Here is a 17,762-nt window from a genome sequence, read left to right as displayed (position 1 = left end):
CGCGCAGCGCAGCGGGCTGTCGTGGTGGCTGGTGCTGCGCAATGCGGCGCTGGCGCTGTGGACCGCGCCGGCGCTCATTGCCGCAGCGGACCAGTCCCGTGGTTTGCAGTGGACCGATTCCGCCGCCGTGTTCGGCTTGGCTATCGCCGCCGTGGGCCTGTACTTCACCGCCAATCACCTGTTGGCCTCACACCTCAAGTTGCGCAATCTCTGAAGGAATTCATATGGATGCCTTGATCATTTCCAATTTTCTGCTGTGGGGCGTGGTGCTCTGCCTGGTGCTGGTCATCCTGGCGCTGTCGCGGCAGATCGGCGTGCTGTACGAGCGCGTGGCGCCGATGGGGGCGCTGACGATGGACAAGGGCCCCGGCGTGGGCGAGCCGGCGCCGCGCTTCGCATTGGCCGATCTGCTTGGCCGCCGCATCGTGGTGGGCGAACGCGGGCAGCACAGCCAGCTGCTGTTCTTTCTTTCCCCCACTTGCCCGGTCTGCAAGAAGCTGCTGCCTATCTTGAAGTCGGTGGCCAGCACCGAGAGCGCCTGGCTGCGCATCGTCCTGGCCAGCGACGGCGAAATGCCGGAGCATCTGGCGTTCTACAAGCAGGCGGGCCTGGAGCGTTTTCCGTATTTGCTGTCGACCGAACTGGGCATGAAGTTCCAGATCAGCAAACTGCCCTATGCGGTGCTGATCGACGAAACCGGGACTTTGCGCGCCAAGGGCCTGATCAACTCGCGCGAACAGCTGGAAAGCCTGTTCACGGCGAAGGAGCTGGGCGTGGCGTCGGTGCAGGAGTTCCTGGCCGCCGGCACGCTGGAAGAAACCCGGATTTCCCGCAAGGAGAGCGGCAATGCATTGGCTGGATAAACTCGCAGAGCGCGCCGCGCGCTCGGTTGCGCACACCACTTCCCGGCGCAGCGTGCTCAACCGCATAGGCCGGGTGCTGGTCGGAACCGCCTTCCTCATGCCGGTGCTGCCGGTGGCGCGTTCGGCGCCCGCGGACCCCAAGAAGCCGCAGATGGACGACACGGCATGCGACTACTGGCGCTATTGCGCGGTGGACGGATTCCTGTGTTCCTGCTGCGGCGGCAGCATGACGTCCTGCCCGCCCGGCACGTCGCCGTCGGCGGTCTCGTGGGTTGGCACCTGCCACAATCCGCTGGACGGCAAGGACTACCTGATCAGCTACAACGATTGCTGCGGCAAGGCCGCTTGCGGCAAATGCATGTGCGCATCCGCCGAGCGCGAGCGGCCGGGCTATCAGATGTTCCTGCATAACGACGTGAACTGGTGCATGTCCAACGAGTCTTCCATCTTCCATTGCACGACCTCGGTGATCGTGGGCCTGGCCAAACCCAAGCCGAAATCATGAAGCCAGGGGAGCCACCGCTGCGGCAGGGATGGCGCCGGCTGTGCGCCGCCGTCATCCTGCTTGGCGCGGCCCCGGCCAGCGCAGGAGAGCCCGCGGCCAGTCCGCCCGCCATGGACGCTTCCGCGGCCGACAGGCTGCGCCAGTCCGTCCGCGCCGACTACGTGCTGCAATGCGCGGGCTGCCATCGGGTGGACGGCCGCGGTAGCGGCCGCCATGGCATCCCCGATTTCCGCAATTCCGTCGGTTCGTTCGTGCATTTGCCGCAGGGCCGCGAGTATCTGATCCGCGTTCCAGGGGCCGCGCAATCGCAGTTGAGCAATGCCGACCTTGCGGCGGTGCTCAACTGGATACTGGAGGAATTCAGTCCGGCGCAGCTGCCGGCGGATTTCAGCCCCTACACCGAACAGGAGGTCGCGCAGGTTCGGCCGCGCCGCTATGAGGACGTGGTGCCGGTGCGCCACGGGCTGGCCCAATCCTTGTCCGGACTCGGTTTCGAATTGGCCGACTATTCCTATGGCAGCGACAGAAAACCCTAGCAGGCCGGCAATTTAGGGGTTGTCACCGATACTCCCTCCTGCCGACCGATGCTAGAAAGAGGCAGCATTCCATTCAACGCTGTAGCTGTGTTGCCGGGCAGGCCGCCGCAGGCAAAAAGGCACGCCGTTTCGAGACGCCGGAGTCGCCATGTCCCCATCCCTTTTGCGCAGCGCGCCCACGCATTTCCTGGACTGCGCCAGCTGGCAGGAAAGTGTCAGCGATACCTTCGTTCCCCTGGAAGTGTCCGCGGTGTTTCCGGCCCGTTTTCGCAACAGCGTGGCCGTGGACTCGCTGGGCTGGATGCAGGTCTGCGAATTGCGCAGCAGCGCCCAGCGCGTGCGCCGCAGCAAGCTGCTGGCGGATCGGTCCGAAGAACCTGGCTACAAGGTGACGCTGCAACTCTCGGGCCGCAGCGAGATCAGCCAGTCCGGACGCAGCGCCTTGCTGGTGCCCGGTGAATGGAGCATCTACGACACCACCCGGCCGTACGAGGTCGAGGTCGACGACGGCGCGCATTTCCTGGTGATGCAGGTGCCGGGCAAGCATTTCGATGCCTGGCAGTCCTTCATGCAGAACGCGGTGGCCCGTAGCTTCAGCGCGCGGCACGGTTGCGGGCGCATGGCCATGGACTTGCTGCGCGTGGCGCTGAACGAACACGCCCATCTGTCCGAAAGCGCTTCGCGCGATGCAGCCAATACCGTGCTCCAGATGATGGGTCTGGACATCAGCGAAAGGGCGGGGGGGCGGGCCGAACAAGACCACGTCGAACTGCGGCAGGCGCAATTGCGCCGGGTGCAGCAGCACATACTTGAAAATCTGCATGATCCGGCGCTGTCGCCCGCCGCTGCCGCGGCGGCCTTCAGGATGTCGCGCCGCTATCTCTACAACCTGTTCGCACTGGCTTCCACCACGCCGGCCGACTTCATTCTCAGCGCCAGGCTGGAGCGTTGCAGGGACACGCTGTGCGACGCCGCGCAGGCGGCGCGGCCGATAGGCGACATCGCCTACAGATTCGGGTTTTCAGATGCGGCGCGCTTCAGCCACGCGTTCCGCAAGCGTTTCGGCTTGTCGCCGTCGGAATACCGGCGCCTTGGGCGCCAGCCCTGATCAGAGCTGTTCCTCGTTGATCAGGTCTTCCTTGCCGTAGAACTTCACGCCGATGTGGATGCGCTCGCGGCCCTGCGAGCGGCGGTGGCGGTTGGTGTCGCGCAGCGAATAGACGCAGCCGCAGTATTCCTGCTGATAGAAGTTCTCGCGCTTGCTGATTTCGATCATGCGGGCGGAACCGCCGCCCTTGCGCCAGTTGTAGGTCCAGTAGACCAGGTCGTCGTAGCGCGCCGCGGCGCGTTCGCCGCAGCCGTTGATCTGGTTCATGTCCTTCCAGCGCGAGATGCCCAGCGAGCTGGTGATGGTGTCAAAGCCATGCTCGTGCGCGTAGAGTGCGGTGCGTTCGAAGCGCATGTCGAAGCAGGCGGTGCAGCGCTCGCCGCGTTCGGGGGCGTCTTCCATGCCCTTGACGCGGTCGAACCAGTTGTCCATGTCGTAGTCGGCATCGATGAATTCGATGCCGTGCTGCTCGGCGAAGCGGATGTTTTCCTGCTTGCGGATTTCGTACTCTTTGACCGGATGGATGTTCGGGTTGTAGAAGTAGATGGCGTAGTCGATGCCCGAGGCGGTCATCGCTTCCATGACTTCGCCGGAACAGGGCGCGCAGCAAGAGTGCATCAGCACTTTGCTGCGGCCGGTGGGGAGGTCGAGTTTGGGGCGCACGAGTTCAGACATGGCTTGCGAGCAACAAATAAGGCGGAAAACTCCTTATTTTACGCTGAGTTGCCGCAAACCGGCGATGCTCTGTCCCCCAACGTGTTCAGCCCAGCACCGCCGTCCAGAGTTCGCGCACGGCAGCGCGTTCTTCCTGCAGCTGGCCCTGCGGGACACGCGCCTTTTCCACGCCCTGCAGGCGCATCTGGTGCTGGGCCCGGCGCAGAGTGCGGTAGGCGTCGCCGGCGCGCGCCGCCAATTCAGGGGAAATCAGGCCTGCTTCGCCGGACAGGCGCAGCAACGCGATGTTGCCCAGGTTGCGCACCAGCAGCGGATGCGTGCCCGAGTGGCACAGCACCAGGTATTGCGTGACGAATTCCACGTCCACCATGCCGCCGCGGTCGTGCTTCAGGTCGAACAGCGGGCCGGTGTTGGGGTGGCCCGCATTGATTTTCTCGCGCATCGCCAGCACTTCCTCGCGCAGCTTGGCGGCGTCGCGGGGCAGCACCAGCATGTCTTCGCGGATCTGCTCGAAGCGGGCGCCGACGCTGGCGTCGCCCGAGGCGTAGCGGGCGCGGGTCAGCGCCTGGTGCTCCCAAGCCCAGGCGTGCTTGTGCTGATACTGCTCGAAAGCTTCCACGGACACCGCCAGCAGGCCGGCGTCGCCGTCCGGCCGCAGCCGCAGGTCCACCTCGTACAGCCGGCCGGAAGACGTCATGGTCGACAGCCAGGAGGTCATGCGCCGCCCCAGCTTGGCGTAGACCTCGGCGGCATCCTCGCGCGGGTCGTCGAACAGGAACACCAGGTCCAGGTCCGAGGCGTAGCCCAGTTCCTTGCCGCCCAGCTTGCCGTAGGCGATGACGGCGAAGCGCGGCTCGGCGCCCGCGGCCTTGTTGACCAGCGGCCAGGTGCGGCGGATGGTTTCGGTCAGCAGCAGGTCGGCCAGCGCGGACAACTGGTCAGCCAGTTTCTCCACGGTGAGTTCGCCTTCCAGGTCCTGCGCCAGCAACTGGAAGCTGGCCTGGCGCTGCATGTCGCGCATCAGGTTCATCTGGCGCTCGATGTCCGGATCCCCGTCGGGCAGCCGGCAGGCGTCCAGGTCCGCGGTCAGCTGGCGCGCGATCTGGGCGAAGTCCAGCGGCTCGAACAGGGTGCGCCAGTCGATCAGGCTGTCCAGCAGCAAGGGATGCTGGGTCAGGTACTGCGCGGCCCACGGACTGGCCGCGACCATGCGCGCCACGCGCGCCAGGGTGTCCGGGTACTCGGCCAGCAAGGCCAGATAGGCGCTGCGCTGGGCGATCTTTTCGATCAGGTCGAACAGCCGCACCGTGGCTTGCAATGGCGCCGGGGTCCGCAGGGCGGCGCGCAGCGCGGCCGGCAGCAAGGCGTCCATGCGCTTGCGGCTGCTCTCGGGAAGGCTACGCACGCGGTGGCTGCCCAGCAGGGTTTCTGTGCGGCGCAGCAGGTCCTGCGCGTCGTCGCCGAAGGCCTGGCTGATCTGTTCGGCCAGTTCGCAGCTGCTGTCGGGCTCGTCCGGGCCGGACCCGGGGTCGGTGGCGCCAGGCGCGGGCGCCGGCACTTCGGCGTCGCCCATGCCCACCAGGCGGAACACGTTGCGGAAGGTCTGTGAAACGAATTGGCGGTGCGCGGCCAGCGTGCTTTCAAAGTCCGCGGGACTCATGCCCAGGGCCGCGGCCAGGGCGGCGCGCTGCTCGGGGTCGCCCGGCAGCAGATGGGTCTGGGCGTCCTCGCGGTATTGCAGGGCATGCTCAGTGCGGCGCAGGTAGCGGTAGGCCTCTTCGAGCCTGCGGGCGTCGTCCTCGGGCACCAGGCCGGCCGCGCTTTCCGCGTGCAGCGCTTCCAGCAGGCCGCGCTTTTGCAACGCGGGCATGCGGCCGCCGCGGATCAGTTGCGCCAGTTGCACCACGAATTCGATTTCACGGATGCCGCCGTCGCCCAGCTTGATATTGTTGGCGCTGTCGATGCCGTTGCGCGCGCTGGCGCGCCGCTGCCAGTCCTGGCGGATGCGTTCGCGCAGGGCGCGCAGGGCCGAGAGCGCGTCGAAATCAAAATACTTGCGGTAGACGAAGGGCACGCGCAGGCTTTCCAGCTGGCGCGCCTGCGTGGCGCTGTCGCTGCCTTCGAAGGCCTGGGCCGGTATCAGCCGCGCCTTGAGCCAGGCATAGCGTTCCCATTCGCGGCCCTGGCCGATCAGGTAATGCTCCAGCGCATCCAGGCTCCAGGCCAGCGGACCCGCGTCGCCGTCGGGGCGCAGCCGCAGGTCGGTGCGGAACACCTGGCCGTTGGCGTCCACTTCCGACAGCACGGGCATCATGCGGCGGGTCAGGCGGCCGTAGAACTCGTGATGGCTGATGCGGCGCGGGCCGTCGGTTTCCCCTTCTTCGCCGTACAGCATGATCAGGTCGATGTCGGACGAGACATTCAGTTCGCAGCCGCCCAGCTTGCCCATGCCCACGATCAGCATTTCCTGCGGCTTGCCGGTGGCCGGATCCCGCGGCACGCCATGCACGGCCGCAAGGTCCGCCGCCACGCTGCGATAGGCGGCGGCCACCGCCGTGTCGGCCAGCATGGTCATGGCGCCGACGACTTCCTCCAGATCGGCCTGGCCGGTCAGGTCGCGCACGATGAGCGTATTGAAGACCCGCTCGCGCAGTTTGCGCAGCACCATGCGGCAGACATCGACCGGCAGCGCGCCGCCTGCCTGCGGTCCGGCCAGTTCGGCTTGCCAGCGCTCGATCTGCGCCGGCGTCACGGGTTCGCGCACGGCATCGTCCAGCCAGGCGGCCAGATCCGGGTGGGCATCCAGTCGGCGGCGCAGATGGCCGGACCAGGCGAGGGCGGGGGCGAACGTAGAGGGCGTGGACATGGCGAAAGGGGCGGCAGAATAGGCGCGTTTCAGGTATAAGTGGGGACGATACCGCAAGACATATTTTCCTGCCCACCGATCCGTGTCTGTTTCAAAAAAAGTGCTCTGCTGGGTTTTCTGGGCCGTGCTGACCATCTATGGCGTCGTGGCCCTCGGACTGCTGGGCGTTCGCTACTGGGTCCTGCCCCGCGTGGACCAATGGCGTCCCCAGATCGAAGCCTATGCCAGCCAGGCGCTCGGCTCCCGAGTGACCATCGGCTCCATCCAGGCGAACTGGCATGGCCTGAATCCCAAACTCGATCTCACTTCCGTCCAAGTCTACGACGACGAGGTCGACCCCGTGCTGTCCTTGCCCTCGGTGTCGGCGGTGCTCGCCTGGCGCAGCATCCTGACCTTGTCGCCCAAGCTGCTGCGGCTGCAGGTCGAACGGCCTGAGCTCACCCTGCGGCGCGATCCGGCCAACCACTTATGGGTGGCGGGCCAGGACATCGACTTGAATGCCAGCGACCAGCGTTCGGACCTGGACCATCCGGCCCTGCGCTGGCTGGGCGCGCAGCGCGAGCTGCGGATCCGCGATGCCACCATACGCTGGCAGGACGAATTGCGCGGGGCGCCGGAGCTGACGCTTACCAGCGTCGATTTACTGGCGCGCAACGGCAGCCTGTCGCACCGCTTCGTGCTCCAGGCCGCAGCCGCTGGGGCGCTGGCGCGCAACGTGGAGCTGCGCGGCGAATTCAACCGCAGCCTGTTCACCGTGAACGCGGCCAATCCCGGCAACTGGGGCGGCCAACTGTATGCGCAGCTGGACGATGTGGAACCGCTGGCGTGGCAGCCTTGGTTCGAGGTGCCGGCGGTGGCGGGGCGCGTCAGCGGGCGGGCGTGGCTGCAGCTGGAACGCGGCAAGTTCACCGAATTGACCGCGGACACCGCGGTGCGTGGCCTGCAATGGACCGCGGCGCCTCAAGGCGCGCAAGCGCCTGGCTTCAAGGCGGGCTACGTCCAGGCCCGCGTCCAGGGCCTGCCGGGTGATTTCATTCAACTGGACAGCGTGCCCTTGGCGCGCAGCCCGGGCGCTCCCGCCGTGTCGGTCAGCGGGAAGGTCCAGCAACTGGGCGTCACCTTGCCGGGCATCTTCGAGCAGCCCACGCTGGCGGCGCGTGAAGTGGCGTTGGACGCCAGCGTGAAGGGGCCGGACGCCGAACACTGGTTCGTGGACATCGGCCAGTTGCAACTGGTCAACGATGACATCGACCTGCGCTTGCAAGGGCAATGGCGGCGTGAGGGCAAGACCGCGGCGGGCAGCGTCGACATGCGCGGCGTGATGGCGCGCGGTTCCATGTCCGCCATCCACCGCTACCTGCCGCTGGAGGTCAACGCCGATGCGCGCGAATGGCTGGCCATCGGCTTGCCAGCCGGCGAAATGCAGTCCGCCTCCATCACGCTCAAGGGCGATCTCGATGACTTTCCCTACGCCAATCCGGCATCCCAGGGGGAATTCGTGATCGCCGGCGCGTTCACCGGGGCCAAGGTCGACTATGCGCCCGCGCACGAAGGCCGCAAGGGTTGGCCGATGCTTGAGAACCTGTCCGGCAATTTCCGCATCGACAAGGTCAGCCTGGCGCTGGACAGCGCGGGCGGCGCGGTCGCCCAGACCGGGCCGGGCCAGACCGTGACGCTGGGGGCCGTGTCCGCGACCATTCCCAATATGGAGGAAAACTCCGAATTGCTGCTCACTGGCGAGACTTCCGGCACGGTGCCGGCGTATCTGGCGCTGGCGGCCAACTCGCCCCTGGGCGGATTGCTGGATGGGGCCCTCGAAGAGGCGCGCGGAACCGGTGACTGGCGGGTGGGGCTCAAGCTCAAGGTGCCCTTGCTGAATACGGACGACACCCAGGTCCAGGGGAACATCCTGTTCGCGGGCAACACGTTCACCTTCATGCCCGAAATGCCCCTGCTCAGCCAGATGCACGGCGACCTGGCGTTTTCGGAGAAGGGCGTGGAAGCCAAGGAACTGCGGGCGCAATTCCTGGGCGGCCCGGCGCGAATATACGGGCGCCTGGCCCAGAGCACGGACGCGCTGCGCTTCGAGGGCACGCTGACCGGGCCCGCGCTGACCCAATTGAGCAACACGCCGTCCATGTCGCGCTTTTCGGGCAAGGCCGCCTACAAGGGCAAGGTGGGTTATCAGCGCGGCGGCGCGGTGGATATCTCCGTCGAATCCGACCTGGCGGGCATGGCGATCGACATGCCCGCTCCGGTGGGCAAACCGGCCCAGGCCTCCCAATTGCTGAAGGTGCAATGGTCGCCCGCGCAGGACCGCGGGGCGCAGAACCGGCGCTGGCTCACCGTCAGCCTGGGCGACGCCGTCAACGCGTTGTTCGAACGGGCGCCGTCAGAGGGAGCGCCGTCCTATTTCGCGCGCGGCGCGCTGGGCATCAACCGTCCGGCAAGCCTGCCGGAGCGCGGCTTCAGCTTGAACGCCAGCCTGCCTGATCTGGACATGGACGCTTGGGAAAAGGTGTCCAACGGCTTCAGCGCCCCTGCCAGCAAAGGCAAGGCCGCGTCCAAACCGATGCTGCCCGCGGCCGAGCGCATCAGCCTGGCGGCCGGTGTCCTGCGCACGGGCGGCTTTAGCCTGAACGACCTGACGCTGTACGCGACCCGGCCAGGGCCCGCGCAGTGGCGCGTGGACCTGCAGTCCAAGCAGGCCACGGGGTCGCTTGAATGGCGTGAGGCTTCCGGCGCCATCGCCGGCCAGATCACCGCCCGCCTGAAGCACCTGTCGCTGGGCGGCGAAGGCGACACCAACAAGGCGGACGAGGCGTTGTCCTCCGGTAACGACCTGTCCGACATCCCGGCGATCGATCTGCAAGCCAAGGAGTTCCTGCTGTATGGCAAGAATGTGGGCGAACTGCAGGTGCAGGGCACGAATCTGGAGCGCGGCCGCCAATGGCGCCTGGACAAGCTGTCCATTGTCAACGATGCGGCTTCGCTCAACGCCACCGGCAATTGGCGCCTGGAAGGCGAGAGCCGTGGCCTGACCGTGGACGCCTCGGTCAAATTCGAAGACGTGGGCAAGTTCCTGGACCGCATCGGCTTCGAGCAGGTGGCGTCGGGCGGAAAGGGCACGATGCAAGGCAAGGCCAGCTGGCGCAATCTGCCCTGGACCCACAAGATCGAGGATCTGACCGGCGAGGTCGACGTCAGCCTGGACAAGGGCCGCTTCATGCACGTGAACTCCCGCACCGCGCGATTGCTGGAGTTGCTGTCCCTGCAGTCGCTGCAGCGCCTGGCGCGGCTGGATGTGAACCCCACCAACCTGCTGCGCGACGGTTTCCCCTTCGACACCATCCGGGGCAAGGTCAAGCTGGCCGACGGCACGGCCTCGACCGAGGGCTACAAGATCAACGGACCCGTCGCCGCGATCGTGCTGGCAGGCGGGGTCAACATCATCCGCGAGCGCTGGGACATGAAAGCCGTGGTGATTCCGAACCTGGACGCCAGCGGCGCGGCCATGGTGACGGCGCTGGCGGTCAATCCGCTGATCGGACTGGGCGCGTTCGTGACGCAGTGGCTGTTGAAGCAACCGCTGGCGCGGGCCATGACCATGGAATACACCGTCACGGGCAGTTGGGACGATCCCAAGATCGAGCCGATAGACGCTTCGGGCAAGCCGACGGGCGACAAGCACACCCCGCGTCCCGCTCCGCGGCCCGGCACGCTGGAGGAGTTCATGGGCAATTGAGCCGCGCGGGCTGCGGCCTGGTCTGCCCATGAAAAACGCCCTGGGCGCAAGCGCGCTCCAGGGCGTTTTTCATGGACGGGTGCGCGGCGCAGGCGTTGCCGGCCGCGCGCCCTGCTTACTTCTTCTTCATCATGTCGAAGAATTCGGCGTTGGTCTTGGTGGCACGCATCTTGTCCAGGATGAATTCCATGGACTGGACTTCGTCCATGTCGTGGATGAACTTGCGCAGCACCCAGACCTTTTGCAGCAGGTCCGGCGCAATCAGCAGCTCTTCGCGGCGGGTGCCGGACTTGTTCAGGTTGATCGACGGGTAGACGCGCTTTTCAGCCAGGCGGCGCTCGAGGTGGACTTCGGAGTTGCCGGTGCCCTTGAATTCTTCATAGATGACTTCATCCATGCGGCTGCCGGTTTCGATCAGCGCCGTGCCCAGGATGGTCAGCGAACCGCCTTCTTCCAGGTTGCGGGCGGCGCCGAAGAAGCGCTTGGGGCGTTGCAGCGCGTTGGCGTCCACGCCGCCGGTCAGCACCTTGCCGGAGGCTGGCACCACGGTGTTGTAGGCGCGGGCCAGGCGGGTGATCGAGTCCAGCAGGATCACGACGTCCTTCTTCATTTCGACCAGGCGCTTGGCCTTTTCGATGACCATTTCCGCGACCTGCACGTGGCGGGTGGCGGGTTCGTCGAAGGTCGAGGCCACCACTTCGCCGCGCACCGTGCGCTGCATTTCGGTCACTTCCTCGGGGCGCTCGTCCACCAGCAGGACGATCATGACCGCGTCGGGGTAGTTGGTGGTGATGGCGTGCGCGATGTGCTGCATCATCACCGTCTTGCCGGACTTGGGGCTGGCGACGATCAGGCCGCGCTGGCCCATGCCGATGGGAGCGAAGACGTCAAGAATGCGGCCCGTGAGGTTTTCCTCGCTCTTGATGTCGCGTTCCAGGCGCATGGTCCGGTTCGGATGCAGCGGCGTCAGGTTTTCGAACATGATGCGATGCTTGATCGCTTCAGGCGCCACGCCGTTGACCTTGTCGACTTTGACCAGGGCGAAATAGCGCTCGCCATCCTTGGGCGTGCGCACTTCGCCTTCGATCGAGTCGCCAGTGTGCAGGTTGAAGCGGCGGATCTGCGAGGGCGAGATGTAGATGTCGTCCGTGCTGGCCAGATACGAGGTCTCGGGCGAGCGCAGGAAGCCGAAGCCGTCGGGCAGGACTTCGAGGACGCCGTCGCCGAAGATCTGCTCGCCTTGCTTGGCGCGCCGTTTCATGATGGCGAACATCAGTTCCTGCTTGCGCAGGCGGTTGGCGTTCTCGATTTCCAGGCCGGCGGCCATTTCCAGCAGCTGCGAGACGTGCAGCGCCTTCAGTTCGTTGAGGTGCATCGCGGTGGGATTTTGGGGGAGAGTGAAGGAGAGTTCTGGCGGCGCGCCACGGACGGGCACACGCGGTATTGAGTGAGCGCCGCCCCGAGGGCGGCGCTTTCGTTCACGGCACGCGGCTTACAGCGCGCCGTCCAGGAATGCGGTCAGTTGCGACTTCGACAGCGCGCCAACTTTGGTGGCGGCGGCTTGGCCGTCTTTAAAGAGCATAAGGGTAGGAATGCCGCGGATACCATACTTGGTGGCGGTGCCCTGGTTTTCGTCGACGTTCAGCTTGGCGATCGTCAGGCGACCGGCGTACTCCGTGGCGACTTCTTCCAGGATCGGGGCAATCATCTTGCAGGGGCCACACCAGGCAGCCCAGTAGTCCACCAGCACCGGCTGGCCGGATTTCAACACATCGGCATCGAAGCTGGCGTCACTGACGTTCTTGATTTGGTCGCTCATGATGGTGATTCTCGGTTCGGCAGCAAAAGGCGCGTAAAAAGGGACGCGCCTCGCCGTTGTTCTTGTTTGTGGATGGACTCAAGCATACCACTGTCAATAACAACAGGCATACCACTGTTAATAACAACAGGAGTTGCTGGATTTGTGTAGGATGTTGCGGCGCAGTTGTCGCGATCCGGGCCGTGTGGCCCCGATGCGCTGGCTGTGACTGTCATCATCCTACCGAATTCGGAGCTGCTCAGGTCGTGCTCATCCCACTGGGAGCCGCGCAGAATCTAGGCTTATCCGTAAAATGTCGGTTTTTTTCCACAGATGTTGGGGATAACTTGGCCACTCCACGTTACACCGAGGCGTCCATTCGCGTCCTGAAGGGACTGGAGCCCGTGCGCCAGCGCCCGGGCATGTACACCCGAACCGAAAACCCCCTGCACGTCGTGCAGGAGGTCATTGATAACGCCGCAGACGAGGCCTTGGCCGGTTACGGCAAGCAGATCCAGGTCACGCTGCACGTCGACGGCAGCGTTTCCGTCGAGGACGACGGGCGCGGCATCCCCGTCGGACTGCATCCCGAAGAGCACGCTCCCGTGGTGGAGCTGGTGTTCACGCGCCTGCACGCCGGCGGCAAGTTCGACAAGGCGGGCGGCGGCGCCTACGCCTTCTCCGGCGGCCTGCACGGCGTCGGCGTGTCCGTCACCAACGCCCTGGCCACGCGCCTGGAAGTGGTGGTGTGGCGCGACGGGGCCGTCAATCGCCTGGTCTTCAAGGGCGGCGACGTGGCCGAGCCCCTGGCGCCCTACGATCAGGGCGGCCGCAAGAAGTCCGGCACCCGCGTGCGCGTCTGGCCGGACGCCAAGTATTTCGACAGCCCCAATATTCCGCTGGGCGAACTGACGCACCTCTTGCGCAGCAAGGCCGTGCTGCTGCCCGGGGTCAAGGTATCCCTGGTCAATGAGAAGACCGGCGACACCAAGACCTGGCAGTACCAGGATGGCCTGCGCGGCTACCTGTCCGAGGCGCTGGCCGGGGCTGAGCTGATGGTGCCGTTCTTCGAAGGCGAGCAATACGCCGGGGCCGACCACGAGAACTTCGCCGAAGGCGAGGGCGCCCAGTGGGTGGTGGCCTGGACCGAAGACGGCAACGCCGTGCGCGAGTCCTACGTCAACCTGATCCCCACGCCCGCCGGCGGCACCCATGAGTCGGGTCTGCGCGAAGGCCTGTTCGGCGCGGTCAAGGGTTTCGCCGAACTGCACAGCCTGCTGCCCAAGGGCGTCAAGCTGCTGCCCGAAGACGTGTTCGCGCGCGCCAGCTTTGTGCTGTCGGCCAAGGTGCTGGACCCGCAGTTCCAGGGGCAGATCAAGGAACGCCTGAATAGCCGCGACGCGGTGCGCCTGGTCGGCGGTTTTTCCAAGAGCGCGCTGGATCTGTGGCTGCACAGCAACGTCGAGTACGGCAAGAAGTTGGCCGAACTGGCCATCCGCCAGGCCCAGGCGCGCCAGCGCTCGGCCCAGAAGGTGGAAAAGCGCAAGAGCTCGGGTGTGGCAGTGCTGCCGGGCAAGCTGACCGATTGCGAGTCTAGCGACGCGACCCGCACCGAAGTCTTCCTGGTCGAGGGCGACTCCGCCGGCGGTTCGGCCAAGATGGGCCGCGACAAGGAATTCCAGGCCATCCTGCCGCTGCGCGGCAAGGTGCTCAATTCCTGGGAGGTCGATCGCGACCGGCTCTTCGCCAACAACGAAATCCATGACATTTCCGTCGCCATCGGCGTGGATCCCCACGGCCCCGGCGATACGCCGGACCTGTCGGGCCTGCGCTACGGCCGCATCTGCATCCTCTCGGACGCGGACGTCGACGGTTCGCACATCCAGGTGCTGCTGCTGACGCTGTTCTACAAACACTTCCCCAAGCTGGTCGAGGCCGGCAACGTGTTCGTGGCCAAGCCGCCGCTGTTCCGCCTGGACGTGCCGGCGCAGGGCAAGCGCCCGGCGCGCAAGATCTATTGCCTGGACGAAGGCGAACTCGAGGCCGCGCAGGACAAGCTGCGCAAGGAAGGCGTGCGTGAAGGCGCCTGGGCCGTCAGCCGCTTCAAGGGCCTGGGCGAAATGAACCCCGAGCAGCTGTGGGAAACCACCATGAACCCGGACACGCGCCGCCTGCTGCCCGTGGGCTATGGCGACCTGACGCCCGAAGACACCACCCGCATGTTCGACATGCTGATGGGCAAGGGCGAGTCCTCCCAGCGCCGCGCCTGGATCGAAGAGAAGGGCAACCTGGCGGAGCTGGACATTTGATGGCCGCCTCCGCGCCTGGCGCCGCCCGCATGGACGTCCAGATGACGGCCGACGACTACGCCGACTTCGCCGCTTACGTGTACAAGCGGCCGGAGTTGCGCCGCCGTCGCTACCGGTCGCATCTGCGTTTCGCGGTCTTGATGATCGTGGCTTTGCTTGCCTACCTGATCTGGCAGACCTGGGACGGCAATATGCCGAACTGGGGGCGGATCCTGCCCGTGTACTTCCAGGGGCTGGCGGTGGGCCTGGGCATCCTGGCGCTGTTGGCGCTGGCCTATGAGTTCGTCCTGCCGGCACTGGTCAGGATGAACACGCGTCGCATGCTGAAACGGCAGCCCGACGAGCTGTTCCTCGGCCGCCATCAGCTCGATTTCGGCCCTGACGGCATCACGGACACCACCGCCACCGCTTCCGGGCGCATGGACTGGTCCGACGTGCGGCGGGTCGAGGAAACCCCGCAACATCTCTATGTCATTCTCGGCACCTTGCAAGGCGTGATCATCCCCAAGCGCGGGCAGGACGCCGCCACGCTGGATGCGGTGCGGAGCCAGTTGCGCGCGCATGTCGCCGATACGCAGCTGATGTCGTCCGCACAGGCGCTTTGACGCCGTTTCGATGAAATTGTCTACCTGAACACATCATGACCGACAGCAATCAACCCGGCTTGTTCGATTCCAACCCACCCGGCGGCGATGGCGACGGTGACGGCGACGCCGCCATCACCCTGGCGCGCTACGCCGAGCAAGCCTATCTGGACTACGCGGTTTCCGTGGTGCGCGGCCGCGCCCTGCCTGACGTGGGCGACGGGCAGAAGCCCGTGCAGCGCCGCATCCTGTACGCCATGCAGGCGATGGGGCTGGCCGCTGGCGCCAAGCCCGTGAAGTCCGCGCGCGTCGTCGGCGACGTGCTGGGCAAATACCACCCGCACGGCGATCAGGCCGCCTATGACGCCATGGTGCGCATGGCGCAGGATTTCTCGCTGCGTTATCCGCTGATCGACGGCCAGGGCAACTTCGGTTCGCGCGACGGCGACAACGCCGCCGCCATGCGATACACCGAAGCCCGCCTGACGCCCATCGCCAAGCTGCTGCTGGACGAGCTGGACGAAGGCACGGTGGACTTCGTGCCCAACTACGACGGCAGTCAGCAAGAGCCGCAAATGTTGCCGGCGCGCCTGCCCGTGATGCTGCTCAATGGCGCTTCGGGCATCGCGGTCGGCATGGCCACCGAGATCCCGCCGCACAACCTGCGCGAAGTGGCGCAGGCCTGCGTGGCGCTCATCAAGCATCCGCAGTTGCCGGATGGCGAGTTGCACGCCCTGATCCCCGGCCCGGACTTCGCGGGCGGCGGGCAGATCATCACGCCGGCCGAGGACATCGCCCAGATCTACGCGGGCGGCCGCGGCTCGCTCAAGGTGCGTGCGCGCTGGCAGTTCGAGGAAATGGCGCGCGGCCAATGGCAACTGGTGGTCACCGAGCTGCCGCCCGGCACCTCGGGCCAGAAGGTGCTGGAAGAGATCGAGGAAATCACCAACCCCAAGGTCAAGACCGGCAAGAAGAGCCTGACGCCCGAGCAGACGCAGGCCAAGGCCGTGATGCTGAACCTGCTGGACGCGGTGCGCGACGAATCCGGCAAGGACGCCGCCGTGCGCCTGGTCTTCGAGCCCAAGACCTCGCGCGTGGACCGCGACGAATTCGTCAACACCCTGCTGGCGCAGACCAGCATGGAAAGCAGTTCGTCCATCAACCTGGTATGCATTGGCACCGACGGCCGGCCGCGCCAGAAGGGCCTGCGCGACATCCTGGTCGAATGGATTGCGTTCCGCACCAACACCGTGGTGCGCCGCACGCGCTACCGCCTGGACAAGGTCATCGACCGCATCCACGTGCTGGAAGGCCGCATGGTCGTCTACCTGAACGTGGACGAAGTGATCCAGACGATCCGCGAATCCGACGAGCCGCGCGCCGCGCTGATGGAACGCTTCAAGCTGTCCGAACGGCAGGCCGAGGACATCCTGGAAATGCGCCTGCGCCAGCTGGCTCGCCTGGAAGGCTTCAAGATCGAACAGGAACTGGCGGACAAGCGCGAAGACCAGGTTCGCCTGCAGGAATTGCTGGACAATCCCGCCTCGCTCAAGCGCCTGCTGATCAAGGAAATCGAGGCCGACGCCAAGCAGTATGGCGACGACCGCCGCACGCTGATCGAGACCGCGGAGCGCGCCGTGCTCGAAACCAAGGTGCTGGACGAACCCGTCACCGTGATCGTGTCGCAAAAGGGCTGGCTGCGCGCCCGCCAGGGCCACGGCCACGATGCCTCGCAATTCGGCTTCAAGCAGGGCGACGACCTGTACGGCGCCTTCGAGTGCCGCACCACCGACACGCTGATCGCCGTGGGCGACAACGGACGCGTCTATTCGGTGCCGGTCGGCGGCCTGCCTTCGGCCCGTGGCGACGGCCAGCCCGTCACCACCATGATCGACCTGGGCAGCGGCACGCGCATCGTCCACACGATCGCAGCCGCGCCCGACAGCCGCTGGCTGCTGGCCACGCGCGGCGGCTACGGCTTTGCCGCCAAGCTGTCCGACATGGTCAGCCGCCAGCGCGCCGGCAAGCAGTTCATTACCCTGGAAGAGGGCGACGAACTCTTGCGCCCGGTGCCGCTGTTCGCTGGCGCCAAGCAATTGGCGCTGCTGTCGCACAAGGGCAAGTTCCTGGTCTTCGGCCTGGACGAGGTCAAGACCTTGTCCGGCGGCGGCCGCGGCACCATCCTGATGGGGCTGGACGGGACCGACAAGCTGGACCAGACCGTGCCCATCGGCGCGGGCGGCCTGCGCGCTGCCGGCATCTATCGCAACAAGCACACCGAGGACATCCTGGCGGGTGATGCGCTTGCGCCATACATCGGCAAGCGTGCCCGCAAGGGCCGGGCGCTGGACGTGCGGCCGAAGCAGCCGGTGTTGTCGCCAGTGCTGGGTTAGGCGTCCGGCGGGCAGGCAAGAAAGCGGCGGGCTTCGGCCCGCCGTTTTTTCGCCTGTTGACCGGCGCCGGCATCCCGGTATTTAATAGATAGATCATTCAGTCTATTAATAAGCGATGCGCAAGATCGACCCCATCAAGCAGCAGGAACGGCGGAATCAGATACTGGCCGCGGCGGCGGACTGCTTTGCCGAGCACGGCTTCCATGCAACTTCCACGGCACAGATCTGCGCCCGCGCCGGGATGAGCCCGGGCAACCTGTTCCATTATTACGGCAGCAAGGCCGAAATCGTCGAGGCGCTGATCGCATCGGACACGGCGTCGGCGTGCGAACTCATGCGGGAGGCGTGCGCCGCGCCGGACGCGCGGCGGGCGCTGGCGG

General features: G+C 66.0%; 13 protein-coding genes and 1 pseudogene. 10 read left to right on the top strand and 4 right to left on the bottom strand.

Going from position 1 to position 17,762, the window contains the following annotated elements; genetic code table 11:
* From VIR09_RS01355 to VIR09_RS01335, 5 genes and pseudogenes are all read left to right on the top strand, one after another.
* A pseudogene (locus tag VIR09_RS01355) lies at positions 1 to 214 on the top strand (methylamine utilization protein MauE); the annotation flags it as partial.
* A gap of 10 nt (positions 215 to 224) precedes the next feature.
* A complete protein-coding gene (mauD, locus tag VIR09_RS01350) occupies positions 225 to 863 on the top strand; it encodes a methylamine dehydrogenase accessory protein MauD (RefSeq protein WP_332011041.1) in 639 nt (212 codons plus the stop codon).
* On the top strand, positions 847 to 1,368 hold the full coding sequence (locus tag VIR09_RS01345; RefSeq protein ID WP_332011038.1) for a methylamine dehydrogenase light chain: 522 nt from the start codon (positions 847 to 849) through the stop codon (positions 1,366 to 1,368). Before mauD ends, VIR09_RS01345 begins: the two co-directional genes overlap by 17 nt.
* The gene (locus VIR09_RS01340) at positions 1,365 to 1,904 is read left to right on the top strand and encodes a cytochrome c (RefSeq protein ID WP_332011035.1); all 540 of its coding nucleotides are present in this window, start codon (positions 1,365 to 1,367) and stop codon (positions 1,902 to 1,904) included. The genes VIR09_RS01345 and VIR09_RS01340 overlap by 4 nt, the downstream gene beginning before the upstream one ends.
* 148 nt (positions 1,905 to 2,052) lie before the next feature.
* On the top strand, positions 2,053 to 3,012 hold the full coding sequence (locus tag VIR09_RS01335; RefSeq protein ID WP_332011033.1) for a helix-turn-helix domain-containing protein: 960 nt from the start codon (positions 2,053 to 2,055) through the stop codon (positions 3,010 to 3,012).
* Here the strand turns inward: VIR09_RS01335 and VIR09_RS01330 are convergent, their stop codons facing one another.
* Together VIR09_RS01330 and glnE are read right to left on the bottom strand one after the other, a co-directional pair.
* Positions 3,013 to 3,687 carry an epoxyqueuosine reductase QueH gene (locus VIR09_RS01330; protein WP_332011031.1) on the bottom strand — a complete coding sequence of 225 codons (675 nt, stop codon included), beginning with the start codon at positions 3,685 to 3,687 and terminating at the stop codon, positions 3,013 to 3,015. It lies immediately after the preceding gene.
* A gap of 85 nt (positions 3,688 to 3,772) precedes the next feature.
* Positions 3,773 to 6,553 carry a bifunctional [glutamate--ammonia ligase]-adenylyl-L-tyrosine phosphorylase/[glutamate--ammonia-ligase] adenylyltransferase gene (gene glnE, locus VIR09_RS01325; protein WP_332011028.1) on the bottom strand — a complete coding sequence of 927 codons (2,781 nt, stop codon included), beginning with the start codon at positions 6,551 to 6,553 and terminating at the stop codon, positions 3,773 to 3,775.
* 124 nt (positions 6,554 to 6,677) lie between these two features.
* On the opposite strand from glnE, the gene VIR09_RS01320 reads away from it, so the two are divergent.
* Positions 6,678 to 10,298 (top strand): YhdP family protein, encoded by a 3,621-nt coding sequence (locus VIR09_RS01320; RefSeq protein ID WP_332011025.1) that lies wholly within the window; start codon positions 6,678 to 6,680, stop codon positions 10,296 to 10,298.
* Positions 10,299 to 10,413: 115 nt separating this feature from the next.
* Here the strand turns inward: VIR09_RS01320 and rho are convergent, their stop codons facing one another.
* Positions 10,414 to 11,673: a transcription termination factor Rho gene (gene rho, locus VIR09_RS01315; protein WP_006218533.1), complete on the bottom strand. Its 1,260-nt coding sequence runs from the start codon at positions 11,671 to 11,673 to the stop codon at positions 10,414 to 10,416.
* Between the two features lie 117 nt (positions 11,674 to 11,790).
* Positions 11,791 to 12,117 carry a thioredoxin TrxA gene (gene trxA, locus VIR09_RS01310; protein ID WP_006218534.1) on the bottom strand — a complete coding sequence of 109 codons (327 nt, stop codon included), beginning with the start codon at positions 12,115 to 12,117 and terminating at the stop codon, positions 11,791 to 11,793.
* A 326-nt stretch (positions 12,118 to 12,443) separates the two neighbouring features.
* On the opposite strand from trxA, the gene VIR09_RS01305 reads away from it, so the two are divergent.
* The 4 genes from VIR09_RS01305 to VIR09_RS01290 form a co-directional block, all read left to right on the top strand.
* A complete protein-coding gene (locus VIR09_RS01305) occupies positions 12,444 to 14,405 on the top strand; it encodes a DNA topoisomerase IV subunit B (protein ID WP_332011022.1) in 1,962 nt (653 codons plus the stop codon).
* Complete coding sequence (locus VIR09_RS01300; protein ID WP_332011019.1) at positions 14,405 to 15,010, top strand: YcxB family protein; 606 nt, start codon at positions 14,405 to 14,407, stop codon at positions 15,008 to 15,010. The genes VIR09_RS01305 and VIR09_RS01300 overlap by 1 nt, the downstream gene beginning before the upstream one ends.
* Positions 15,011 to 15,045: 35 nt before the next feature.
* The gene (gene parC / locus VIR09_RS01295; RefSeq protein WP_332011016.1) at positions 15,046 to 17,382 is read left to right on the top strand and encodes a DNA topoisomerase IV subunit A; all 2,337 of its coding nucleotides are present in this window, start codon (positions 15,046 to 15,048) and stop codon (positions 17,380 to 17,382) included.
* Between the two features lie 115 nt (positions 17,383 to 17,497).
* On the top strand, positions 17,498 to 17,762 hold a 265-nt coding region (locus VIR09_RS01290; protein WP_332011014.1), incomplete at its 3' end, for a helix-turn-helix domain-containing protein.

The sequence above is a fragment of the Achromobacter sp. genome (assembly GCF_036567245.1).
Lineage (GTDB): Bacteria > Pseudomonadota > Gammaproteobacteria > Burkholderiales > Burkholderiaceae_B > Achromobacter.
This window is presented reverse-complemented; position numbering and strand designations above follow the sequence as displayed.